Consider the following 16,921-nt stretch of genomic DNA (forward strand, 5'->3'; position numbering starts at 1 on the left):
GGACGGGGACGGGGGATAAAAGCCAGCGCCCGGCGCAACGGGGCGCTGGCAAGGAGGACGACGCGCCGTGTCTTCAGCGTAAGGCGCGGCACGCGCGGGTAATGCGTTCGCAGGCCTCGCTCAGGCGGCTATCGTCGATGGCGTAGGCGATGCGCAGGTAAGGCGACGCGCCGAAGGCCGAGCCTTGCAGGGTAGCGACATGGCCGGCGTCCAGGAGATAGGCGGCAAAATCGCTGTCGCTGGCGAGGGTGGCGCCCGCCGGTGTTTTTTTGCCGATCATGCCGGCGCAGTTGGCGAACACATAGAATGCCCCCGGCGGTACCGCCGCCGCCAGGCCGTCGATGGCGTTGACGCAGGCCATGATGACGGCGCGGCGCCTGGCCAGGGTCGCCATCCAGGCGTCCATAAATCCCAGGCCCTGCTCCAGCGCCGCCACCGTCGCGGCCTGTGAAATGGAGCTGGGATTGGAGGTGCTTTGCGATTGCAATATCTGCATGGCCGCCACCAGCCAGTCCGGGCCGCCGGCATAGCCCAGCCGCCAGCCGGTCATCGAATAGCCTTTCGATACGCCGTTTACCGTCAGCACCCGATCTTTCAGCCGGGGCTCTACCTGCGCCAGGGTAACGAATTCGCCCGCCGCATGGCAGATATGCTCGTAGATATCATCGGCCATGATCAGCACCTGCGGATTGTCGAGCAGCACCGCGGCCAGCGCCTTCAGCTCGGCGCGCGAGTAGACCGCGCCGGTGGGGTTGTTGGGGGAGTTCAGTATCAGCCAGCGGGTCCTGGCCGTAATGGCGGCGGCGAGATCGGCCGGGCGCAGTTTCCAGCCGTGGGCCTCGGCGCAGGGTACGATGCGGGCTTCGCCTTCGGCCAGCGCCACCATATCCGGATAGGATACCCAATAAGGGGCGGGGATGATCACTTCGTCGCCGGCCGAGACCGTCGCCAGCAGGGCATTGAAGATCAGCTGCTTGGCGCCGCTGCCCGCGATGACCTCCTGGGGCGCGTAGTCGACGCCGTTTTCGCGGCTGAATTTGGCGATGATGGCTTTTTTCAGGGCCGCCGTGCCGGGAACGGCTGTGTATTTTGTTTCACCTTGTACAATCGCATCTATGCCTGCCTGTTTGATGTGCGCCGGTGTATCGAAGTCGAGCTCGCCTTCACCGAGGTTAATCACATCCACGCCGGCGGCGGTTAGCGCGCGGACCTGATCGGAAATCGCCGCGGTCGGCGATGGTCTCACCCGGCGTAAGCGAGGCGCAAGTAATTCAGCTGACATCATTTCCCCTATCTATGAAATAATAAAATTGTATTATATGATACAATAAAATCAATTTAAGCTATCACGTCTGCAGGCGGATTGCCCAGACTTTTTTTGCCGTGTTCCGACCATTAAGGACTTATCGCCATGACATTGCTCTTTGTTGCGCACGACACGCCGGAACCGGCGCTCTATGGGGCCATGGCCGCCATCCTGGCGCGTCGGCTGCGCCTGCCGCTGGCGCACCTGGCCATTGCATGGGATACCGCCCTCTATCCCGACGCCTGCCAGCACGCGATAGCCGCCGGCGCGCTGGTCACCAGCGGACTGATATGGCACGAACGCCTGAGCGGCGACACCATAGATACGCCGAAGCGCTGGTCTGAACTGGCCGCCCTGCCGGCCGGACGGGACTGGGTGATCCCGCTCGGTCCGGCGCAGCTGGCCGGGTTGCCCGGCCGGCTGCGGGCGCTAAGCCGTCTTGCCGTGGACTATCAGCTGATCCGGGTGGATATGTCGTCCCAGGGCCTGGTTTTTCGCCGCAACGGCGCCATCGAAAGCGCCTGGGGGCAATGGCGCCGCGACGGCTTTGGCCGCTGGCGGGAAACTTCCCCTGACGACGCTATCGCGATCGTGCCTGGCGTGGCCCCAACCGGGGCGTTACCCGCCGTCGACTCCGGCCTGGGCAACGGGCGGGATGCTCCCGCCGCCGCGCCCCACAGCCTGGCCGGGGCCGCCGCTTCGCCGCTGGCCATCGTTTTGCTCGGCACGCGGCGGGATCAGCTGGAGGCCTATCCCGCCGCCGTCGCCGCGCTCGGCGATGCCGCCGACGCCCTGGCGCTGCGGCTTAATATCCTGTTTGCCTCGCCGCAGGAGCCTTGCGGCGAAATCCTCAAACGCGCGCACGGCGTCCTGTTGCCCGGCGGCGCCGCCATGGCCAACGTGGCCGGGCAGATAACCGCGGCGCGTTATACCCTGGATAACGCTGTTCCCACCCTGGGCTTATGCCTGGGCATGCAAACCATGGCGACGGCGGTGGCCCAGCGCATGCTGGGCTCCACCGGGGTGAATCTGGCCGAGGCCGATCCCCTGGCGCCGGTAAAATCCTTTGTTCCGCTGGCGGAAACGGCCGGTCTTCCCCGGCACCGCCTGGGCGACCATATGATGCTGAGCGAGCCCGGCAGCCGTATGCAGCAGTTGCTCGGCGACCGGTCAACCCTGCGCTATAACCACCGTTTCCACCTTAACCCGGCGCTGAAGCGGGATCTGGACATCGCCGGCCTGCGCCTCAGCGCCACCGATGCCAGCGGCGCCATTACCGACGGTATAGAATTTACCCGCCATGTATTTTATCTGGGGGTACAGGGCCACCCCGAGCTCTCGTCTTCCCGCCGCCGGCCGCATCCGCTGCTGATGGCGTTTTTAACCGCGGCGGCGCGGCGGCGGGAGGCGGGGCTATAACGCCGGCGATACGCCGGCGCGCGGGTCGGCGGCCAGGCGCGCCAGTTCAGCCGCCACCTGGGCGATGACGTCCGCTTCCAGATCGAGAAGCGGCGCGCGCACATGGCCGCCGTCGAAGCCGCGCAGGTTCATGGCGGCCTTAACCAGTTGCGGCTGGCCGTGGCGGCGGGCCAGGGCGCGGTAGGGATACCACAGGCTATGCAGATCGCGGGCGGTGGCGGCGTCGCCGCGCTCAAGCGCGCGATAGGCGGCCAGAATGATTTCCGGCAGCGCGCAGCTGTTGGTGCTGCTGATGCCGTCGAAGCCGCACATCATCGGCCCGAGGAACGCCAGATCGGAGGCGCAGAACAGCCGCAGGCGGCCGGAGAGGCGGTTGGCGATCTGGTCGATGGCGGTCGGATTCAGATCGCCTTGCTTAATGCCCACCACTCCCCCGATATCCGCCAGCTGTTCCAGTACCGCCGGCGGCAGCGTGATGCCAATGCCCGGCGCGTTATACACCAGGATGCCGGTGCGTGAAAGCGGGGCCATTTGTTTAAAAAAACTCACGATCTGCGCGTCGGTCACTTCGGAGACAAACGGCGGCGTCACCATCGGCAGGCCGCCCAATTCGCCGGCAAGCGCCGTTAAATCGCGCACCGTGCGCGCGTCGGAACCGGCGCTGCACAGCATCACCGGCACCCGGTCGCCCACCACGTCCATGACGTGGCGAAATAACCGGGCGCGCTCATCGGCGCTCATCGCCGGGAATTCACCGTAGGTGCCGCCGATCAGCACGCCGTCGTAGCCCAGCCCGATGACCCGCTCGATATTGCGCGCCAGTCCCGCGAAATCAAATGCGCCGTCGGCGGTAAACGGGGTAACGGTGATATTAAAAATACCGCGCAGGCGTGCCTGGCTTTCACTGATGTCTTTCATAACTATGCTTTCCTGTCTGACCTGATAACGAAGAACCGATACCGCAGCCCGGCCATGGGGCCAGGCGCGTGGGAGAGGTTGCGCCGCCGGGGCGGAGCATTGCCGGCGCGGCCTGGCCGCCTTGGCGGGCGCCTGCCTGGCCGGCGGGCGCATACAGCGCCCGGCTAAAGCCGGTATAACGGCCGGTCCACCGCCCCGAGGGCCCGGCAGCCGGTTTCCGTCACCACGATGGTTTCGCTGACGCCGACGGTGAATTCACCGTAGATTCTCAGCGCGGGCGGAATATGGAAGGTCATGCCCGGTTGCAGTTCGGTGGTGATGCCGCTGTAAAGACTGAGGATTGCGCCTTCGCCCCAGTCCGGCGCGAACGACACGCCGATGGAATAGCCGGTGCGTTTTTTAAAGTTATCGGTATACCCGGCGCGGTCGATCACTTTCTGGCAGGCGAGATGCGGGGCCTCGCAGGTGGCGCCGGGGCGGATGGCGTCAAGGGCCGCCTGCAGGGCTTCCTGACAGGTTTTTTCCATTTCCAGCGCCACGGCGGGCGGTTTGCCCAGCCACGCCGAGCGCATCAGCGCCGCGTGATAGCGATCGTGGGTGGCGGCCATTTCCAGGAAGATAGGATCGCCGTCCTGGATTTTGCGCCGGCGCCAGGTGCCGTGCGGCACGCCGGTACGCGGGCCGGAGGAGACCAGCGGTTCCATGCCCATATATTCGGATCCGGCGGCGATGGCCGCGCCCATCATGGCGGCGACCAGGTCGTTCTCGGTGGCGCCGGCCCGGATGGCCGCGCGCCCGGCCAGCATGCCCGCGTCGACATAGCGGGCGGCGTGGGCCATTTTTTCCAGCTCGGCGGCGGATTTCACCGCGCGCAGCTGTTCAATCACGCCCGCCGCGTCGTGGATAACGCCCAGCTCGGCTTGCAACGCTTCGTAAACGGCAATCGGCAGAAACCAGCCGCGTTTATCAATGCCGATGCGGCGCCGGGTCCAGCCGCGGTCCTTCAGCACGCCCAGCAGAAAATTCACCGGATTATCGCCGTCGGTATAAATGGCGGCGTCGCGGATAAAGGTGTTGGAAATAAAGTTAAAATATTCCAACTGGCGGATAACGAATACCGGATCGCCCTCCACCGGCAGCACCAGGGCCTGAAAGGTGTAATATCCCGGCGTCTGCTGGCCGGTAAGATAGAAAATATTTTCCGGACCGGTGATGACCATGACGTCCAGCCCGGCCTGGGTGAGCAGGGCGCGCGCGCGCTCGACGCGTCCGCGGTATTCCTCTTCGCCAAAGGCGGATTCGCCGCCCGGCGTCACGCGGCCCAGATCGGGCAACGGGGTCTTGTTTACTGCGCTTGGGTTTGTCATTTACAGAACTCCTGGATGAATTCCGCCCGGGCGGGGTCAAAACCGACCCCCAACCCGGACGCGCTTGGGCTGCAGACCAGCCCTTGCTGATAGATAAGTCCGGCGACCGGATCGTTGCCCAGCCCGTCGGCGCCATACAGTTCGGCATAGGCCGGGCGGGAGGCGCAGGCGACATGCAGCGCGGCGGCGGTGGCCGCCGCGCCTTCATTCATTTGGCCTATCATAAAAGGCACGCCGGCGGCGTTAAGCCGCCGCGCGGCGGCAAGGGCCGGGCCGATGCCGCCCATTTTCACCAGCTTCAGGTGCGCCCAAACCTTGCCGCCCAGGCCGATGACGCGGGCCAGATCCGCCTCGCTGCTCATGCTTTCGTCGAGCATCAGCGGGATCGGGCTGGCGGCGGCCAGCGCCGCGTAGCCGTGTTCCGGGTCGTCGGCCGCGCCATCGGCAATCGGCTGCTCCATATAACGTAAATCGTAGGCGGCCAGGGCCCGCAGGCGCGCCAGGGCCTCGCGCGCCGGCCACTGGCCGTTGGCGTCCGCCGCCAGGCTGATGCCGGCGCCAAAACGGCGGCGCAGGGCGGCGACGCGGTCCAGGTCCTGGTCAAATCCGGCCACGCCGACCCGCAGTTTCAACTCGGTGAAACCCCGGTCCACATACGCCTCGGCCTGTTGCAGCATTTGCTCGCGCGAGGACCAGAACAGCGTCTGGTTAGTGCGATAGCTCACCACCGGCGAAGACGCGCCGTCCTGCGCCGGCGCAATGGCCACGGGGTGCCGCTCCCGCGCCGTTTCCCCGCCTGGCGGCACGGTGCCGCCCGCGTCCCGGGGACGCGCCAGCAACCCTGCGACGCTGATGCCTTGGCGCCGGGCAAGCAGGTCATGCAGCGCCACATCAAGCAGCATGCGCGTCGGCGCCAGAATTCCTGCCGCCCAGGTATCCAGCCCGGCCAGCAGTTGCGCGGGGTCCAGGGCAAGATCCAGCCGGCACAGGCAGCGGAGGACGTCGTCCAGCACCTGCTGCGGGCTGTAGCCGTTCAGGTAGGCGATATTCACCCGCACCTCGCCCAGGCCCTGGAAGGCCTGATCCTCCAGCAGCAGGTAAAGCTCGTCCAGCGCCGCCACGCTGCCCGAGGAGGCGGTATACAGCCGTAGATGCGGGTAGCGCAGCGCGGCGCGATACAAAGTGGCTTTCACCCGGGCTCCTTAGCGGCTCATCATCGCCAGCGCCACGTCGCGATAGATCTCGCTGGCGGCAATAAATTCATCGATGGGCACGAACTCATCGGGTTTGTGCGCGTCGGCAAGGGATCCCGGGCCGATAACGATGCCCTTGGTGCCGAGACTGCGAAAATGCACCAGATCGCAGCCGCCCTGGAAGCCGAACGGCCCCGGCTCCGCATTGCCGTGGGCGCGACAGGCATCCAGGCCCGCCAGTACGATGGGATCGCCGGAGTCGGTTTCCGTCGCGCCGCCGGTGGTCGGTTTAAAGGTGACGATGTCGCTGCGCACGCCGAACTTTTCCCGCGCCAGCGTAAGCAGATCGCGGATCTCTTGTTTAACCTGCTCTTCGTCTTCCCCCGGCACCATGCGCCGGTCCAGCAGCAGCTCGCAGCTGTCCGGCAGCACGTTATCCGCATGGCCGCCGTTGATGCGCGTCACCGTCAGGCTGGCGGATCCCACCAGCGGGTGGCAATGGCAGCGCACGCTGTGTTCGTGGGCATGTTCCACCAGACCCAGCAGCTGCGCCGCGCGGAAGATGGCGTTTTCGCCCAGCTCCGGCGTGCCGGAGTGCGCGGTAACGCCGTGCACCCGCACCAGCGGACGCAGGCTGCCTTTATGGGCGGAATAAGTGCTGTTAGAGGTCGGTTCGCCAATCACCGCGTAGTCGATTTTCGCCGGCGCCTCGCGCACGTAGAATTTGGCGCCTTCGCTGGCCACCTCCTCGTCGGCGACGAAAATCCCCATCAGGGTGCCGCGCCAGCCGTCGCGATGCGCCGCCAGCATGCGCATCGCCTCAAGCATCGCCACCAGCGGCCCTTTGGCGTCGCAGGAGCCGCGGCCATACAATTTGCCGTCGCGCTCGGTAAGCGTAAAGGGATCCTGGCTCCAGCCGTCGCCGGCCGGCACCACATCGATATGGGTGTTAAAGGCGAAGCAGGGACCGGCGCCATTTTCCAGGCGCGCAATGACATTGGTGCGGCCAGGCAGGTATTCGCTAAGCGTCAGGTCAAAACCGGCATCGGCCAGCAGCCGGCTGATATGTTCCGCCGCTTCGCGCTCGCGCCCCGGCGGGTTTTCGGTATTGATTGCGACCAGCGCGGCAAGATCGCGTTTCATCCTGCCGATATCGGGCGATGAAAGACTCATCGACATCTCCTGAGGTGAATAAACGCCCTGACGAGGGCATGCATGATTAGCACTATCAGTGCAATATCTGGTCGAGGAAGCGCTGCGCCCGCTCGCTCACATCGCCGCCGAAAAACTTCTCGCTCGGGGCGTTTTCAATGATTTCGCCGTTTTCCATAAAAACGATATGGTTGGCGGCGCGCCGGGCAAACCCCATCTCGTGGGTGACCACGATACTGGTCATGCCCTCGGCGCTCAGATCGGCCATGACGTCGAGCACCTCGCGGATCATTTCCGGATCCAGCGCCGAGGTCGGCTCGTCGAACAGCATCAGCTTGGGTTTCATCGCCAGGGCACGGGCAATGGCCACCCGCTGCTGCTGGCCGCCGGACAGCTCGTCGGGAAACGCGTCGGCCTTGTCCGGTATGCGCACCTTGCCCAGCAGTTCCAGCGCCTGGGCCTGGGCCTCGGCGCGGCTGACGCCGCGCACCGTCATCGGCGCGAGCATAATGTTTTCCGCGGCGGTGAGATGGGAAAACAGCTCATAGCTTTGAAACACCATGCCGATGTCCTGGCGCAGCCGGTGCGGCTTGATATCGGCATGGGTAATATCCTGGTTGCGGAAAAAAATGGCGCCGCCTTCGATGGGTTCCAGCAGATTGACGCAGCGCAGCAGGGTGGATTTGCCCGAGCCGGAGGGGCCTATCAGCACCACGGTGTCGCCCTCGGCCACGTTGAGCGAACAGTTTTTCAGCACATGCTGCGCGCCGAAATGTTTATCGACGCCGATAATCTCCAGAACCGGTTTTGTGCTTTTCATCATTTTTCCCTCAGTGTGTCGTGCCGGTGCTGCCGCGCAACAGGCGTTCGGTGAATGACAACGCCGGCTTCCTGCGTTTTTTCGGGTCGAGGTAACGCTCCAGCCAGGCCTGGCCCAGCATAAAGAGGGTGGTCAGCACCAGATAATAGATACCGGCGGCGCACAGGGCCTCGAAATAGCGGAAGCTGGCGCTGGCGGTCTGGTTGGCGATAAGAAGCAGTTCCTGCACCGCAATCACCGAGACCAGGGCGCTGGACTTGAGCATGCTGATCATCTGGTTGCCCATCGGCGGCAACACAATCCGCGCCGCCTGCGGCAGCACGATCTTGCGCATGATCTGCCCGCCGGTCATGCCCAGCGCCATGCCCGCGGTGCGCTGTCCGCTGCGTACCGCCTGCAATCCGGAGCGCAGGATTTCGGCCATATACGCGCCCTCGTTCAGCGACAGCGCCAGGATCGCGCAGGTAAACGCCGAGAACCGCACGCCGAAACCGGGCAGGACGTTATAGACAAAAATGATTTGGAACAGCACCGGCGTGCCGCGAAACAGCCAGAGATAAAAGAAGGCCAGCCCCGTGCAGATACGTAACCGGGACTCCTGTAACAGGGCCAGCACCAATCCCATGATGATGCCGAAAAACAACGAGCACACCGTCAACAGCAGGGTCATTAACGCGCCCTGGAAGAACGCCGGGGAGAGCAGGTACTGCCAAACAAGATCAAGGGACATGGACTTTCCTTAAACGCCGGGACCGGTCGGAAAACGTGGTGATGATCAAAAAATAGCCACCGACGCGGGGAACTGCCATTTCGCGATCAATTTCTGGTAGGTGCCGTCGGCAACAAGTTCTTTCAGGCCGGTTTCAATCAGGGTTTTCATCTGCGCGTCGCCTTTGCGCAGCGCAATGCCGATATGGGTATCGGCCTCGAATTCATCGCCGGTGGTTTCGAAGGTATCGCCTTTTTCGCTCAGCAGCGCCACGGCGCCCGGGGTGGAAAGAAATTCAGCATCGGCCCGCTTTTGCGCCACCGCCACCGCCGAGTCGGTGGCCGCCGGGAAGGTCATGACGTTAATGGCCGCCTTGCCGCCGTCCTGGCACGCTTTGCTGCTCACGCGCGCCTGGCTTTCCTCAATGCCGCCGAGGGTCACGGCGATGCTCTTGCCGCACAGCGACAGGTCGCGGCCGGTAATCTTCTCCGGATTGCCCTTGGCGACCACCACCCGGCTGCCGATTTTCAGGTAAGGCACAAATTCCACCTGCTCGGAACGCACCGGGTTGATATACATCGCCGAGTTGATGATATCCAGACGCTTACCCTGCAATGCCGGGATCAATCCCTTGAACTCCATGGACATCGGCTGCGGTTTCAGCGCCAGCTTGGCCGACAGGGCGTTGATCAGGTCGATATCAAAGCCGGTCAGCTTGCCGTCCTTCATGTATTCAAACGGCATAAAGGTGGCGGCGGTGCCATAGGTCAGCTCGCCCTTACTGACCAGCTCAGGCGCCGCCTGGCTCATCAGGGGGGCGCCCAGACATAACGCGGCCAGGGTAACGACGGCATAGCGACGCAAAAACAGGTTTTTAGACATGTCAGGCTCCGGGGGTGATGAGCGTAATTGCTCTTTGTGTATCATTAAATACAATTGAAAGGGGTTGTCAAGGCTCTTTTTTGGTGCACATTCTGCACTATATAAGGGCTTGCACGCTATTTGAAGGTGTTATTGTTTAATGGGTTATTGTATAATAGTATGCAACAAATACTTTTTGGATGCGGCACTCCATGACTCAAACGGCGACGGCCAGCGGACGGCGACTGGCAAATCAAATCCTGGATCTGATACGCGAGGCGAAATTCGAGCCGGGGCATCACCTGCGCGAACAGCAACTGGCGGATATGGCGGGCGTCTCCCGCACCCCGGTGCGCGCGGCCATGAAACTGCTGTGCGAACTGGGCATCATCGAAACGCGGCGCAACCAGGGATTTTTCCTGGTTAAGCCCTATGATGAAATCCAGCGCATCAGCATTGATGTACCCGCCAGCAGCGATCAAGACCTGTATGAACAGCTGGTCCGGGACCGTATCGCCGGCAAACTGCCGGAATCCCTGACCCAAACCGAGATCTCGCAGCGCTATGACGTCGATCGCAATGTCCTGGCGCGCACGCTGCTGCGCTTGTCCGAGGACGGACTGATTGCGCGCAATAAAGGCCACGGCTGGTCGTTCCTGCCGACGCTCAATACCGACGTGGCGTTCAGCAACGGTTACCGGTTCCGGCTGATGATTGAGCCGGGCGCGCTGCTGTCCCCCGGCTTCCAGGCGGATAAAAACACGCTCAGGCGCCTGCGCCAGCAGCATATGTTCCTGATTTCACACCCGGATATCTTAAGCGTCGACGGGCGGCAGATTTTCGACACCGACGCCAGCTTCCATGAAACGCTGGCGGAATTAAGCGGCAATATTTTTATCCTGCAGGCCATCGTACAGCAGAACCGCCTGCGTCGTCTGCTGGAATTCGGCAGCTATACCAATAAGCAGCGGGTGCGCGAATGGTGCGGCGAACATGTGGCGATCATCGACGCCGTCCTGGAAGGACACATGGCCGAAGCCGCGGAAATCATGCGCCGTCATCTGCAATCCGCCTACGAAAACGGACGCACTAAGGTCAGTAAAAGCAGTAAGCCGGATTAAGGCGGCCCGCCAACACCGGGCTCAAAGCAGACATGTTCAAGGGAGAGCGTGCCAATGGGGTTGAATCGGGCGTGGTGTTCCCGCCAAACCGAGCCCCATGGCACGGTAGGCCCGCTAATATCGGGCTCAAAGCAGACGTGTTCAAGGGAGAGCGTGCCAATGGGGTCGAATCGGGCGTGGTGTTCCCGCCCGACCGAGCACCCCATGGCACGGTAGGCCCGCCAACACCGGGCTTAAAGCAGACATGTTCAAGGGAGAGCGTGCCAATGGGGTCAAATCGGGCGTGGTGTTCCCGCCAAACCGAGCCCCATGGCATGCTAGGCCCGCCAACACCGGGCTCAAAGCAGACGTGTTCAAGGGAGAGCGTGCCAATGGGGTCGAATCGGGCGTGGTGTCCCCGCCAAACCGAGCCCCATGGCACGGTAGGCCCGCCAACACCGGGCTCAAAGCAGACGTGTTCAAGGGAGACCGTGCCAATGGGGTCGAATCGGGCGTGGTGTTCCCGCCCGACCGAGCACCCCATGGCACGGTAGGCCCGCCAACACCGGGCTTAAAGCAGACGTGTTCAAGGGAGAGCGTGCCAATGGGGTCCAATCGGGCGTGGTTTTCCCGCCCGACCGAGCACCCCATGGCACGGTAGGCCCGCCAACACCGGGTTCAAAGCAGACGTGTTCAAGGGAGAGCGTGCCAATGGGGTCGAATCGGGCGTGGTATTCCCGCCCGACCAAGCGCCCCATGGCACGCCAACATTGCGCTAACACCAGGCGGAATACACCGCTGTTAAATCATTATTTCAATCAAACAGGAGTCGGTAATGGATTTTGGCATTCAGGGGCGCGTAGCGCTGGTCAGCGGCGCGGGCGGCGGCCTCGGGCGCGCCATCGCGCTGGCATTGGCGGCGGAAGGCGCCAAGGTGGCGGTCTGCGGACGCACGCAAAACACGCTTGATGAAACCGTGGCGCTGATTAACGCGCAGGGCGGCAGCGCCCGCGCCTGGACACTGGATCTCACCCGCCAGGACGCCTTTGACGCCATCCTGGCCGATATCCGCGCCGCCCTCGGGCCGGTAGCCATCCTGGTCAATAACTCCGGCGGCCCACAGCCCAGCGGGGCCGCGGGCGTGGCGCCGGAACTCTGGAACGCCCAGTTTTCCGCCATGGTCGGATCGCTCATCCTGCTGACCGACAAAGTGTTGCCGGACATGCGCGCGGCGGGCTGGGGCCGCATTATCACCAGCACCTCGTCCGGCATCGTGGCGCCCATTGCCAATCTCGGCATCTCCAACACCCTACGCCTCGCGCTGGCCGGCTGGTCGAAAACCCTCGCCGCTGAAGTGGCCCGCGACGGCATCACGGTAAACGTCATGGTGCCGGGCCGCATCGCCACCCGACGGGTAGGGCAGCTGGACGCCGCCCGCGCCGCACGGGAAGACCTCAGCGTCGAACAGATAGCGGCTAAAAGCGCGGCGACGATCCCGGCCGGTCGCTACGGCAAACCCGAAGAATACGGCGCGGTGGCGGCATTCCTCGCCAGCCGCCAGGCCTCTTATATGACCGGCGGCGTAATCCGCGTCGACGGCGGCATGATCCCCGCCCTCTAAGCCACGCTTCCCGCCGGCCCGCACCTGGCCGGCGGTCTCCTCCGTCCGCGATCTACGCCCCGCCGGCGCGCCTCAAAATGGTGCAGTCCCCCCTCACCGCCGCGCAATTTTTTTATATGCGCCTACTCACAAATTAAGAAGATAACGAAAAGGCGCTATTGCGCCGGTGGATTCTTTAACTATATGTTAATTTTTCTTACAATAATTGTTATGGGACATAACGCATGTCGACGAAATTCAGTATTCCTATGGTCGGTATGGCTGTTTTACTGGGCGCAGCCGCCCCGGCACTGGCGCTGCCGGCGGGCTACCCGGCCGGCTACCAGCAAGTGGTGGACGGCGCGAAAAAGGAAGGCAAGGTTGTTATCTATTCCACAACCGATACCCAGGCCGCGGGGCCCCTGATCCAGGGATTCGAGGCGGCGTATCCCGGAATAAAAGTGGAATATAACGATATGAACAGCACCGAACTGTATAACCGGTATATCAGCGAGCAGGCGGCGGGCGGCAACAGCGGCGACGTTATCTGGAGCTCGTCCATGGATACCGCGCTCAAACTGGCCACCGACTATGCGCTGCAATACGCCTCGCCGGAAGTGAAAAACCTGCCCAAATGGTCGGTATGGAAGGAAAAGGCCTATGGTACCACCTTCGAACCGCTGGTATTTATCTACAACAAACGGCTGATTGCGGCCAATGAAGTTCCCGCGTCCCATGCCGCGCTGGCCAAATTAATCCAAAGCCAGCCGGATCGATTCAAAAACAAGGTCACCACCTACGACATCGAAAAATCCGCCCTCGGATTCATGCTGTCGGTACAGGATATGAAGGCCGACCCGCATTACTTCGACACCCTGGCCCAGACGGCCAAAGGAGGATTGTCGGTACAGTCGTCCACCGGCACCATGCTGGAACGGGTCTCCTCCGGGGAAAACCTGATCGGCTATAACATCCTCGGATCCTATGCCGACGCCCGCATCAAGACCGACCCCTCCATGGGCGTTTCTTATCCCAACGACTATATCCTGGTGCTCTCGCGGGTCATGTTCATCAGCAGCGAGGCGCAAAATAAAAATGCCGCCAAACTCTGGCTGGATTATGTCCTGTCGCCGCAAGGGCAGGACGTACTGGCCAATAAGGCCGATATTACCTCGCTGCGCAATGATATCGCCGGCGACAACGATCTTGACGGCATGACCAAAAAATTGGGCGGCGCGCTCAAGCCGATCCCGGTAGATGAAACCCTGCTGGAATACCTGGAACAAAATAAACGGCTGGAGTTCATCAAACAATTCCGCGCAGCGGTGAACAAATAACCGGCCGTCAGGGATCATTATGAAGACATTGCGCACTACCTGGCGGCGTTTGCCGAGAGGCGTGGTCGTGCTGTTAACCGCGCTGGTTATCTATGTACCGCTGTCATTTATCATTATCCAAAGCTTCCTGTCCGCCCCGTTCTTTTCACCCTCAAAGGTGTTCAGCCTGGGAGCGTTCCGCTTTATCTTCACCGATCCCGACTTCTATAAAGCCCTGCGCAACGGCTTTATCCTGGCCTTCGGCCTGGTGGCCATCGCCATCCCGCTCGGCGGCATCCTGGCGTTCCTGATGATCAGGACCGACCTGCCGGGCCGCCGGTTTATCGAGCCGCTGATCCTGGTGCCGGTGTTTGTCTCGCCGATGGTGCTGGCGTTCGGATACGTGGTGGCGGCGGGGCCGGTAGGCTTTTTCTCGCTCTGGGCGCAAAGCCTGGTGGGCTTTATTCCGTGGGATATCTACGCCATGAGCAGCATCGTGGTCATTGCCGGTCTGACCCACGTGCCGCACGCCTATCTGTACATTTCCTCGGCGCTCAGGAGCGTGGGATCGGATGTGGAGGAGGCGGCGCGCACGGTGGGCGCCACCCCGCTGCAGGTGATGCTCTCGGTCAGCCTGCCGATGGTACGCCCGGCGATCCTCTACGCCTGCGTGCTGCTGTTTTTCCTCGGGCTGGAAGTGTTCGGCCTGATGCTGGTGCTCGGCGATCCCGAAGGCAACCTGGTGCTGGCCACCTATCTGTTCCAACTGACCAATAAGCTCGGCACGCCGTCCTATCATCTGATGGCGGCGGTGGCGGTAGTGCTGATTTGCCTCACCGTGCCCCTGGTCATGCTGCAGCGGCGGCTGATGCGCACCGCGAACCGCTTTGTCACCGTCAAAGGCAAAGCCGCGCAGGCCAGGCTGCTGCCGTTGGGTAAATGGCGCTGGGTGGCGGGCGTGGTGGTGGTGGCGTGGCTGACGGTCACCATCGGCGTACCGCTGGCGGGCGTCATGCTGCGCGCGTTTATCACCAACTGGGGGGTGGGGGTGGATATTTGGGCGCAGCTGTCGCTCAAGACATTCCGCCTCATCCTCGGGCAGACCAATCTGATGCGCGCCATTGTCAATTCCATCAGCATCGGCGTGATTGGCGGCGCCATCGCGGTAATGTGTTATCTGTTTATCGGCCTGGCGCTGCATCGCAAACCGGACGGCGTCACCCGTTTTATGGATTACAGCGTGCTGGTGCCCAGGGCCGTGCCCGGCCTGCTCGCGGGGCTGGCGTTTTTATGGGTGTTCCTGTTTATTCCCATGTGGCTGGATCGCTCCCTGAAAGACGGATTATTGTCGGCGCTGCCGTTTGCCGACGGGCTGCGCGAGCATTTTATCGTCTGGCTGCGATCCTTGCGCAACACCATTTTCAGCGTATGGCTGGCATACACAGTGGTTTGGATGGCGTACGGGCTGCGGCTGATATCCTCGACGCTGCTGCAGGTGGGGCCGGAGCTGGAAGAAGCCGCGCGCAGCACCGGCGCGAGCCAGGGCCAGGTCACCCGCCATGTCACCATTCCGTTATCCCGCTACGGCCTGATCGGCTCCTGGCTGCTGATGTTCCTGATCTTCGAGCGTGAATATTCCACCGGCGTATACCTGCTCTCCCCCGGCACTGAAACCATCGGTTCGATGCTGGTGTCGTTGTGGGCGGCGGGGGCCATCGACATCGTGGCGGCGCTGTCGTTTATCAATATTTTGATTGTCGTGCTCGGACTGGGCGTCGCCTTACGTTTTGGAGTGAAAATGTATGATTGAGCTGTCGGTGGAGAACCTGCACCTGAAGTACGGCGATAATTCGGTTTTGCGCGGGGTATCGATGCAGCTGGCGCAGGGGGAGGTGGTGTCGCTGCTGGGGCCTTCAGGCAGCGGCAAGACCACCCTGCTGCGGGCGGTGGCCGGGCTGGAAAAACCCACCGAGGGCCGCATCGCCATCGGCGATACCCTACTGTACGACGGCGCCGCCGGCGTCGAGCTGCCGGCGGAGGAACGCAACCTGGGGCTGGTATTCCAGTCCTACGCGCTCTGGCCGCACAAAACGGTATTCGACAACGTCGCTTACCCCCTTAAACTGCGTAAGGTGCCGTCCGCGGAGCTGACCCGCCGCGTGCAGGCGGTACTCGATCAGCTGGGCCTGGGGCATCTGGGCCAACGCCACCCCCACCAGCTCTCGGGCGGACAGCAACAGCGGGTGGCCATCGGCCGGGCGCTGGTCTATAACCCGCCCATTATCCTGCTCGACGAACCGCTCTCCAACCTGGACGCCAAACTGCGCGAGGAGGCGCGGGTGTTCTTGCGCGAGCTGATTATCCGGCTTGGCCTGTCGGCGCTGATGGTCACCCATGACCAGCACGAGGCGATGGCCATTTCAGACCGGATTTTATTGCTCAATAACGGCAGGATAGAGCAGCAGGGCACCCCGCAGGAAATGTACGGCGCGCCGGCGACCCTGTTTACCGCCGAGTTTATGGGCAGCAACAACCGCCTGAACGGCCGCGTGATGGAACTGCGCGAGGGGCGGGCGCGCATCGACGGCCAGGACTGGTCGCTGTGGGGCGGCGCCGGCGCGGGGCTGGCGGTCGGGCAGGAGGCGGCGGCCGTTATCCGGGTGGAACAGGTACGCTTTGCCGACGGGGCCGCCGATGCCGGGGATAATACGCTTTCACTGCCGCTGCTGACCCGCATGTACCTTGGCAACCGCTGGGAATACCTGTTCCGCACCGCCGCCGAGGGCATACCGGTGCGCGCCTATGGCGATACCGCCGCGCGCGACGGGCTGTGCCGGCTGTCATTGCCCGCCGGACAGGTCTGGATCTTTCCTTTATAGACGTTGAACGCCGGCCGACCCCGGACCGGATTAAAAAGTGACACCCTGTCACGTCAATATCGCCCGCCAGCGTTCCCGCTGGCCTTTCTCGTTACCACCCTTCGCAGGCCATTGACCCGGCGCTTACCCCGCCGGCGACAAAATGATTGCTTGTGATTATATAAAATCATAATTGATTAAATGTGAGCATGATCAAGGTAATCATGGCGCATATAACCTATAAAATAGCCAAGACAGGCAAGAGTAATGCGGTCAAAATGACAAAATATAATCAATATAAC

At 62.6% G+C, this 16,921-nt stretch carries 14 protein-coding genes; 6 read left to right on the plus strand and 8 right to left on the minus strand.

Annotation, left to right across the window (positions count from 1 at the left end; all coding sequences use genetic code 11):
• Positions 1 to 73: 73 nt before the first annotated feature.
• Positions 74 to 1,282 (minus strand): aminotransferase class I/II-fold pyridoxal phosphate-dependent enzyme, encoded by a 1,209-nt coding sequence (locus ABUK12_RS00455; protein WP_410016779.1) that lies wholly within the window; start codon positions 1,280 to 1,282, stop codon positions 74 to 76.
• 129 nt (positions 1,283 to 1,411) lie between these two features.
• Here ABUK12_RS00455 and ABUK12_RS00460 point away from each other — a divergent pair, with 129 nt between their 5' ends.
• Positions 1,412 to 2,725 carry a glutamine amidotransferase-related protein gene (locus tag ABUK12_RS00460; protein WP_410014438.1) on the plus strand — a complete coding sequence of 438 codons (1,314 nt, stop codon included), beginning with the start codon at positions 1,412 to 1,414 and terminating at the stop codon, positions 2,723 to 2,725.
• On the opposite strand, the gene ABUK12_RS00465 is transcribed toward ABUK12_RS00460, so the two are convergent.
• The 7 genes from ABUK12_RS00465 to ABUK12_RS00495 all read right to left on the minus strand — a co-directional run bounded on the left by ABUK12_RS00465 (position 2,720) and on the right by ABUK12_RS00495 (position 9,766).
• Positions 2,720 to 3,643: a dihydrodipicolinate synthase family protein gene (locus ABUK12_RS00465; protein ID WP_410014439.1), complete on the minus strand. Its 924-nt coding sequence runs from the start codon at positions 3,641 to 3,643 to the stop codon at positions 2,720 to 2,722. The two genes, ABUK12_RS00460 and ABUK12_RS00465, sit on opposite strands and share 6 nt — an antisense overlap.
• Before the next feature lie 164 nt (positions 3,644 to 3,807).
• Positions 3,808 to 5,010: a M24 family metallopeptidase gene (locus tag ABUK12_RS00470; RefSeq protein WP_410014440.1), complete on the minus strand. Its 1,203-nt coding sequence runs from the start codon at positions 5,008 to 5,010 to the stop codon at positions 3,808 to 3,810.
• Positions 5,007 to 6,203 carry a mandelate racemase/muconate lactonizing enzyme family protein gene (locus tag ABUK12_RS00475; protein ID WP_410014441.1) on the minus strand — a complete coding sequence of 399 codons (1,197 nt, stop codon included), beginning with the start codon at positions 6,201 to 6,203 and terminating at the stop codon, positions 5,007 to 5,009. Before ABUK12_RS00475 ends, ABUK12_RS00470 begins: the two co-directional genes overlap by 4 nt.
• A 9-nt stretch (positions 6,204 to 6,212) precedes the next feature.
• The gene (locus ABUK12_RS00480; protein ID WP_410014442.1) at positions 6,213 to 7,376 is read right to left on the minus strand and encodes a M20 family metallopeptidase; all 1,164 of its coding nucleotides are present in this window, start codon (positions 7,374 to 7,376) and stop codon (positions 6,213 to 6,215) included.
• Between the two features lie 55 nt (positions 7,377 to 7,431).
• Positions 7,432 to 8,175, minus strand: coding sequence for an amino acid ABC transporter ATP-binding protein (locus ABUK12_RS00485; RefSeq protein WP_410016780.1), 744 nt, complete (start codon positions 8,173 to 8,175; stop codon positions 7,432 to 7,434).
• Positions 8,176 to 8,185: 10 nt separating this feature from the next.
• Positions 8,186 to 8,905, minus strand: a complete 720-nt coding sequence (locus ABUK12_RS00490) for an amino acid ABC transporter permease (protein WP_410014443.1) — start codon at positions 8,903 to 8,905, stop codon at positions 8,186 to 8,188.
• Between the two features lie 45 nt (positions 8,906 to 8,950).
• Positions 8,951 to 9,766 carry an ABC transporter substrate-binding protein gene (locus ABUK12_RS00495; protein ID WP_410014444.1) on the minus strand — a complete coding sequence of 272 codons (816 nt, stop codon included), beginning with the start codon at positions 9,764 to 9,766 and terminating at the stop codon, positions 8,951 to 8,953.
• 191 nt (positions 9,767 to 9,957) lie between these two features.
• Between ABUK12_RS00495 and ABUK12_RS00500 the strand changes: the two genes are divergently transcribed.
• From ABUK12_RS00500 to ABUK12_RS00520, 5 genes are all read left to right on the plus strand, one after another.
• Positions 9,958 to 10,866 carry a GntR family transcriptional regulator gene (locus ABUK12_RS00500; RefSeq protein WP_410014445.1) on the plus strand — a complete coding sequence of 303 codons (909 nt, stop codon included), beginning with the start codon at positions 9,958 to 9,960 and terminating at the stop codon, positions 10,864 to 10,866.
• 814 nt (positions 10,867 to 11,680) lie between these two features.
• Positions 11,681 to 12,466: an SDR family oxidoreductase gene (locus ABUK12_RS00505; RefSeq protein ID WP_410014446.1), complete on the plus strand. Its 786-nt coding sequence runs from the start codon at positions 11,681 to 11,683 to the stop codon at positions 12,464 to 12,466.
• Between the two features lie 248 nt (positions 12,467 to 12,714).
• The gene (locus tag ABUK12_RS00510; RefSeq protein ID WP_410016781.1) at positions 12,715 to 13,782 is read left to right on the plus strand and encodes an ABC transporter substrate-binding protein; all 1,068 of its coding nucleotides are present in this window, start codon (positions 12,715 to 12,717) and stop codon (positions 13,780 to 13,782) included.
• Positions 13,783 to 13,801: 19 nt separating this feature from the next.
• Entirely contained in the window at positions 13,802 to 15,571 is a 1,770-nt protein-coding gene (locus ABUK12_RS00515; RefSeq protein ID WP_410014447.1) for an ABC transporter permease, read from the plus strand.
• Complete coding sequence (locus tag ABUK12_RS00520) at positions 15,564 to 16,640, plus strand: ABC transporter ATP-binding protein (RefSeq protein ID WP_410014448.1); 1,077 nt, start codon at positions 15,564 to 15,566, stop codon at positions 16,638 to 16,640. Before ABUK12_RS00515 ends, ABUK12_RS00520 begins: the two co-directional genes overlap by 8 nt.
• Positions 16,641 to 16,921: the final 281 nt, after the last annotated feature.

Source organism: Sodalis sp. C49, from assembly GCF_046352915.1.
In the GTDB taxonomy this organism is placed as follows: Bacteria; Pseudomonadota; Gammaproteobacteria; order Enterobacterales; family Enterobacteriaceae; genus Acerihabitans.

What these genes read in the sequence shown, in the direction of transcription:
- ABUK12_RS00455 (WP_410016779.1), bottom strand. Translation starts at nt 1,282, where the DNA reads ATGTCAGCTGAATTACTTGCGCCTCGCTTACGCCGGGTGAGACCATCG.
- ABUK12_RS00460 (WP_410014438.1), top strand. Translation starts at nt 1,412, where the DNA reads ATGACATTGCTCTTTGTTGCGCACGACACGCCGGAACCGGCGCTCTAT.
- ABUK12_RS00465 (WP_410014439.1), bottom strand. Translation starts at nt 3,643, where the DNA reads ATGAAAGACATCAGTGAAAGCCAGGCACGCCTGCGCGGTATTTTTAAT.
- ABUK12_RS00470 (WP_410014440.1), bottom strand. Translation starts at nt 5,010, where the DNA reads ATGACAAACCCAAGCGCAGTAAACAAGACCCCGTTGCCCGATCTGGGC.
- ABUK12_RS00480 (WP_410014442.1), bottom strand. Translation starts at nt 7,376, where the DNA reads ATGAGTCTTTCATCGCCCGATATCGGCAGGATGAAACGCGATCTTGCC.
- ABUK12_RS00485 (WP_410016780.1), bottom strand. Translation starts at nt 8,175, where the DNA reads ATGAAAAGCACAAAACCGGTTCTGGAGATTATCGGCGTCGATAAACAT.
- ABUK12_RS00490 (WP_410014443.1), bottom strand. Translation starts at nt 8,905, where the DNA reads ATGTCCCTTGATCTTGTTTGGCAGTACCTGCTCTCCCCGGCGTTCTTC.
- ABUK12_RS00495 (WP_410014444.1), bottom strand. Translation starts at nt 9,766, where the DNA reads ATGTCTAAAAACCTGTTTTTGCGTCGCTATGCCGTCGTTACCCTGGCC.
- ABUK12_RS00500 (WP_410014445.1), top strand. Translation starts at nt 9,958, where the DNA reads ATGACTCAAACGGCGACGGCCAGCGGACGGCGACTGGCAAATCAAATC.
- ABUK12_RS00505 (WP_410014446.1), top strand. Translation starts at nt 11,681, where the DNA reads ATGGATTTTGGCATTCAGGGGCGCGTAGCGCTGGTCAGCGGCGCGGGC.
- ABUK12_RS00510 (WP_410016781.1), top strand. Translation starts at nt 12,715, where the DNA reads ATGGTCGGTATGGCTGTTTTACTGGGCGCAGCCGCCCCGGCACTGGCG.
- ABUK12_RS00515 (WP_410014447.1), top strand. Translation starts at nt 13,802, where the DNA reads ATGAAGACATTGCGCACTACCTGGCGGCGTTTGCCGAGAGGCGTGGTC.
- ABUK12_RS00520 (WP_410014448.1), top strand. Translation starts at nt 15,564, where the DNA reads ATGATTGAGCTGTCGGTGGAGAACCTGCACCTGAAGTACGGCGATAAT.